At 65.2% G+C, this 6,879-nt stretch carries 2 protein-coding genes; both read right to left on the reverse strand.

Features of this window, described 5'->3' with window-relative positions; translation table 11 throughout:
- Positions 1-1,568: condensation domain-containing protein (locus tag FHS89_RS16115; RefSeq protein ID WP_221229466.1), on the reverse strand; the 1,568-nt coding region annotated here is incomplete at its 3' end.
- 7 nt (positions 1,569-1,575) lie between these two features.
- Positions 1,576-6,879: non-ribosomal peptide synthetase (locus FHS89_RS16120; protein ID WP_184013161.1), on the reverse strand; the 5,304-nt coding region annotated here is incomplete at its 5' end.

Here is a 6,879-nt window from a genome sequence, read left to right on the forward strand (position 1 = left end):
ACAAACCCAAACCCACCAGAGGTCAAAACTCCAACATACCCCCCAACACAAACACCCATCCCAACCAAACAACGCGATAACGCCTCAACACGACCGTGGAGTGTCGTGTAGTCCAGATCGCCAGAACCTGTCATCAGGGCGACGCCGTCATGCGGCATGAAAACCTGTGAAATCAGGCTGGTATCATGGTTTGGTGAGGCAGCCCCCTGTTCGGCGGGCAACGCTGTGCCGCGCGGTGGTAGCAGCGCGGAGAGCGGCTGATCGGGGGAGGCTACGGCGAGCGCGGAACAGACACTGCGCAACACAGTGGCGAATTCCACCTGCAACGGAGCGGAAAAATACCCCGTATCTGCGATGAGTTTCAGCGACAGGCCCCCAGTGCGCGCGGCCACGATGGTGAGCGGATAGCCCGTGCGCTCCTCCACATGCACATCGCGGATGCCAAGCGCGCTTTCGCTGTCGGACAATCCTGCGGCGACGGGGTAATTCTCGAACACAAAGATGGTCTCAAACAGGCTCTCGTCCGCGGGCAAGCGCGCCCATTGGCGGATGTCGTGAAGCGGTGTCTCTGCGCGCTCTTGCAAGGCGGCCAGCCGCGACAGGACCGTTTGCGCGGCGTCCCGCAACGGGCGGTCGGGGGGAAGATCGGCGCGCAGCGGCAGGGTGTTGATGAACATGCCGATCATCTCATCCATCCCCGCCACACCATGGGGGCGGCCCGATACCGTGGTCCCGAGGATGAGGTCAGACTGCCCGGTAAAGGCGCGCAAGGCCATCAGCGCCGCCAACTCGACAAGGCTTGCGAAGGTCACGCCCAGATGTTCCGCTTGACGCGCCAGCGCATCGTTGAGGTCGGCGGGCAAATGATCGGCGGTTTCGCGATATTCCCGCGTCTCGATCCGGCTGCGGGGCAGGCCGCTCACGCCAAAGGCAAGCGGCGCACCATGGGCGTGGCCGCGCAACGTCTCGCGCCAATAGGATTCGGCGGAGGGGCGGGTGGTCATCCATTTGCGATAGGCGGCAAAACCCGGCAGTGGCGGCGGGGTCAGCGCTGTGCCGCGCGTCGCGGCCTCATAGGCGCTCAGCACGCGCTGCATCAACAGCGGGATTGACCAGCCGTCCAACAGCAGATGGTGAAAGGTCCAGATCAGCCGCGTGTCCCCAGCACCCATCCGCACCAGTTTGAGCCGCATCAGCGGCGGGCGCGTCAGGTCAAATCCTGCGTCTTTTTCCGCCGTCATCAGGGCGGTCAGGCGCTGCTGCTGCGCCTCTGCATCCTGATCCGACCAGTCCAAGTGTTCGAGCGGCAATGCGGCCTGTTTCAGCACCACGCGCAGCGGTTCGGGCCGCTGTTCCGGCAGGAAGGCGGAGCGCAGCATTTCCACATCCCGCAGCGCGCGGTCCCATGCGGTGCGAAAGGCCGCGTCGTCCAATTCCGCGCTTAGGGTGGCTGTCAGTTGCTCCACATATGCGCCGCTTTCCCCGTGGGAGACGCTATGAAACAGCATGCCCTTTTGCAGGGGTGTGAGCGGCTCGATCGCCTGAATATCCTGTTGGGAAATACGCATATTGTGTCTATTCAGCCTGTAGCTCGCCAAGGATGGATGCCATGTCGAGTGACCCGAAAGGATCATCATCTTCCGGTTGTATCAAGCCCTGAATGGCATCGAGATGCGATTGTGCCAGGCGCGCGATCGTGTCGGCATGGAACGTGTCCTCCGAATAGAGCCACGATACGCTCAGGTGATCCGTGTGAAGTGCGGCGCTGATCTCGATCAGGTAGGGGCGGCGGCCCTCTGCCGCGCGGCGCGGGCCAATGTCGCGCGGGTCGGGGGCAAAGGGCGCGTCGCTGTCCTCTATCGTCACACGTCCCAGATAGTTGAAACTGATTTCGGGCCGGGGGGGGCGCGGGGCATCGGGTGCGAAAAGCCGGGCGATCCCATGGCCAAGCCCCTGATCGGGCAGGTTGCGGATGCGGTGCGCCATCGCCTCGATAACGCCGCTCTCCGTCTCATCCGACAGGGTGATGGGGGCGAGCGTGGTGAACCAGCCCAGCGTTCGGGAAATGTCGATCCCCTCAAACAGATCGGCGCGACCCATCCGTTCCACATCAATGCTGATCTCGGGCAGGTTGGCCCATGCGGGCAGGACACGGGCAAGTGCCGCCATGAGGATGGCATCCATCGGATGGGATTGCGCGGCCTCAAGAAGCGGTGCAAGCGCCTCTCCGCCAAGCTGCACCTCATGGGCGCGTTCGGTCCCTGCACGGTTGGGGGCCTGCGGCATATCCACCGGCAGGGGACCGGTCGGGCCGATGGCCGCGCGCTGCCTGATGCCCGCGGGATCCAGCGCCGCGCCATAGGCGCCGAGCCGGGCCAGCCAGTCCGGCGTCGCGTTGGACGGCGCTGGCAGGTGCGGGCTCTGTCCGTCCCGCAGCGCGGGGTAGAGCGTGGTCAACTCCTCTCCAAAAACGCGCCAGGATTGCGCGTCGATAATCAGGTGATGCGCGACGATGAACAGGTAATCCGCCGCCGTGGTGCGGATCAGGGCCGCGCGGGCCAAGGGACCATCGGTTATGCTAAGCATCGTTTGCAGATCCGCTGCTATCCCGGTCACGTCCTCCGTTTCATGCTCCGTGAGGGGCAATTCGCCGGTGCTATCATCAAACACCTGTTGCCACGCGCCAAGCGCATCTTGCGCGAACCGGGTGCGGAACGCGTCATGCCGGGCGGCGAGCGTATCAAGGCTGCGCGCCAAAACAGCCGGGTCAAGCCGCTCTGCCGCGCGCAAAAGAACGGTCTGGTTCCAGTGATCCGGGCCATCAAACGCCTGTTCAAAGAACCATGCCTGCACCGGGTTTAGCGGCACCGGCCCGACATGCCGGGCGGCTTCCGTGCTGCTGGTGTCGGTGCTCCCGTCAATTGCGGCGGCAAGGCTCTCAAGCGTCTGGTGCCGGAACACCATGCCCGGTGTCATGCTCAGCCCTGCAGTATTGGCGCGAGTGGCGACCTGAATGACGAGGATCGAATCTCCACCAATGCTGAAGAAATTGTCCTCCCGCGCGATCCTGTCGATTTTCAGCACCTCAGCCCAGATGGTGGCGAGCGCCTTTTCCGTGTCGGTCCGGGGCGGCGTGCGGTCGGCTGCGGCGGTGGTGATCGCGGGCAGGGCGGCGCGGTCCACCTTCCCGCTTGGCAGGGTCGGCAGATCGGGCAGAATCGCGATGCCTGTGGGGATCATCGCGGCGGGCAAGAGGGTTGAGAGATGCGCGCGCAGGGTGTCCTCTGTTACTGTTCCGCCGATATAGGCCACAAGTTGCGCGCCATCGGAGGAGGCCATGACCACCGCGCGACCGGCCTTCGGATGGGTTAGGATCGCCTGTTCCACTTCGGCAGGTTCAATGCGCAAGCCCCGGATTTTCAACTGGAAATCCTGCCGTCCGATGAATTGCAACTGCCCGTCGCGCCGCCGCATCACCCGATCTCCGGTGGCATACATCCGCGCGCCGGGCACCAAACTGAACGGGTCTGGCAGAAAAGCCGCTGCCGTCAGATCAGGACGCCTCACATAGCCGCGCGACACGCCCGCCCCGGAGACATAGAGCATCCCCGGCACGCCCACCGGCACCGGGTTCAGCGCCGCATCTAGCACATAAGCGGCAGTGTGCCTCACCGCGTCACCAATGGGTGTGATCTCCTCCATCCGTGCAGGTGCAGTGCGGGGAACGCTAAAGAGCGTGGCGCAAATCGTCGTTTCCGTCGGGCCATATCCGTTGATGATCCGTAGGCCGTCCGTGCCGGTGAGGATTTGGTGCAGCCTGCCTTGCGGGATCGGTTCCACCCCGACCAGCAATCGCCGCAATGTCGGGCAAGGGTGGCTTGCCAATTCGGACAGCATGAAGGGCGGCATATAGGCGCTGCTGATCCCCTCCGCCCGCATCCAATCGAGCATCTGGCTTGGATCAAGCCGGATCGCGTCCGACACCGGATGCACCGCGGCACCTACGGTCAGCGCGGAGAATATCTCATAGACCGACACATCGAATGTCGCCCCGGTCCACCAACTGCCCCGATCCTGTGGCGAAAGGGGCGCGCGATCCTGCATATCGTCAAGCATGTTGAGCACGTTCGCGTGGCTACATCCGACCCCTTTCGGCACCCCGGTGGAGCCGGAGGTAAAGAGGATATAGGCAAGCTGATCGGGCCTGATCCGGGGCAGTGAAACGTCATCAATGGCCTCTGCCCGCATGTCGATCGTGCGCAAGGTGTCTATTGCAGTGCCAAAGCCGAAGCGCACACCCGCAGCGCCGCAAATCTGCGCATGGCGCGCGGGCGGATGCGCCGGGTCGAGCGGCAGGTAACAGCCGCCCGCCATCATCGCGGCCAGCATACCCGTGACGCAGTCTGCGCCCGGCATCGCGTGAACGGCCACTGGCTCCTCAGGTCGCAAGCCTTCGGCCCGCAGCACCCGCGCCAATCGTGCGGCATCGGCCAAAAGCGTGGCATAGGAGACTTCACCAATCGCCGGTGTGTCGCGGTCCGCCTGCGCCATGATGCGGCTGACAAGCGTTTCGTCAGGCGTGGCTGTGGGTTTGAGCGGCACGACGTCCGCATCTGCCATCGGCAGGCGCGCAAGCGGGCGCTCGGGCGTACGCAGAACGTGCGCGATCAGGTCCAGCCACTGATCCACGATCATTTGTGCTGTTTCGGGCGCGTAAAGGGCGGTGCGATACACCAACAGGCCCGACAGCGCGCCGGCCTGCTCTTCCATCACGAAGCTCAGGTCAAATGGTGTGTCCCGCTCCCCCAATGGGACGGGCGCGGCGGCAAAGGACGTTTTGACCTCCCGCGCGGCAGGCATGTTTTGCAAGGTGAGGGCCGCCTGAAACAGCGGATGGCGTGTCGCATCACGCGGCACGTCCATGTGATCCACGATCATCTCAAACGGGATGTGCCCGCGACGCTGCGCCTCCGTCACGCTATGCTGTGCGGCGGTAAGGGTCGTCTGGAAATCCTCGGTCGGCTCGATCAGCGGGGCCATGGCCAACGTGTTGATAAAGCAGCCAATCATGGCCTCCTGCGCGACCGTGTCCCGGCCCGCGATGGGTGTGCCGATGGCAAACCGGGTGCCTGCGCCCAACCGTTGTAATGTCAGATACAGCGTGGTCAGCAAAGCCGTGTAGAGCGTCGCATCCCGCCCGCGCGCCATGGCCGCGAGCGCCTCAACCTGTGCTTGGGGCAGGCGAAATGCGATCTCGGCGCCGCGCAAATCCGGTGTAATCGGGGCTGGATAATCGGTGGGCAGCGCAAGTGGTTCGACCGCCTCCAACTGATCCGCCCACCAGTCAAGATCGGGTGCGATCCGCTCCGGTTTGAGCCGCGCGCGCTGCTCCGCCGCATAGGCCTGATACCCCATCGGCGCGGGCGTGACCTCCCCGGAGAACAGCGCCTCGTGGATCAGATTGAGCGCCCATCCGTCTGCGGCGATGTGGTGTAGGGTTAGGGTGAGGATGGCATGGTTTGTTGCGTAGGTGAGGAGGTGGGCGCGGATGGGGATGTCGGTTGTGAGGGCGAAGGGGGTTTGGGCGAGGGTTTTGGCGCGGGCGCGGGCGGCGTCGCGGGAGGGGAGGGTTTCGCGGATCAGGTCTGGCAGGGTTTCGGTGATTTCCGCGCGGGGGGTGCCGTCGGTTGTGGGGTAGATGGTGCGCAGGATGTCGTGGGTTTTGGCCAGCGTTTTCAGTGTTTTGTCGAGGGCGTCCGCGTCGATATCCCCTTCCAGATCGAAGGCGGCGGGCATGTTATATGGGGCCGCATCCGGCGTCAGGGTCTGCAAAAACCACATGCGGTGTTGTGCGGGCGAGAGCGTGCCGGGCGCGATCTCTGCGGTCGGGGCGGGCGTGTCCTTGGCGGTCGCGTCGATGCTCTGCGCCAGTGCTTTGAGGGTTGGGGTGTCGAAGATTTCGGCGAGTGTTGTGTTGGTTTGGAAGCGGTCGCGGATGCGGGCGGCGGTGCGCATGGCGGTGAGGGAATGTCCGCCGAGGGCGAAGAAGCTGTCGTCTCGGGCGATATCTTTGGCGTCGATGCCGAGGGTTTCGGCCCAGATGGCGGCGAGTGTTTGCTCGGTCTGGCCCTCAGGGGCGGCGCGGTTTTGGGCGCGCTGGCCCCAGTTTTGCGGCTTGGGCAGGGCTTTGCGGTCGAGCTTGCCGGAGGCGGTGAGCGGCAGCGCGTCCATGAGGATGAGCGCATCGGGCTGCATCGCGGGGGCGAGGTGGCGGGCGATCCAGTCTGCGAGGTCGGGCAGGGGGTCTGCGGGTGCGTTGGTGGCTGTGTCGGGGGTGGTGTGCGCGGTTGGATCGGCCGCCGCATGCGCAGGCTCGGTCGGGATTGGGCCAGTCGCGCTGTCGGGCGCGGAGCCGTGGGCCGAGGATCCGTGGGCGTGGCGTGCGCCCTGATCCGCCTTCTGCGGCACCGACGGGTCCATCGCGGCCAGTTGGGTCGTGCCGGGCCTGTTCGCCGCAAGGCCAGTCTGTGCCGCCGCACTCGGCACGTCTGATGTGGCCGTGTCGGGGCCAGCCGCTGCGCCATGTGCGGCATCTGGGGCCACGGTTTCCAACAGCCCCGCGTCAGTTGCCGCAGCCGCTGCGGCTGCAAGCGGTGCATAGCCCTCGGCCAGCGTGTAATAGGCCGCAAGGCGCGCCTGACCGGTGCCGCCCGGCGATGACCCAGTTACCGATGACCCGGCGGACGATGACCCGGCAACGGCTTCGGCGGGCCACAGCTTCACGGCGGCGGCGGCCACGCCCGGATGGGCCGCGATGGCGGCCTCGATCTCTCCCGGTTCGATCCGCTGGCCGCGGATCTTGATCTGTGCGTCGGCCCG

Origin of the sequence: Rubricella aquisinus (genome assembly GCF_014199445.1) — a bacterium.
Taxonomy (GTDB): Bacteria; Pseudomonadota; Alphaproteobacteria; order Rhodobacterales; family Rhodobacteraceae; genus Rubricella; species Rubricella aquisinus.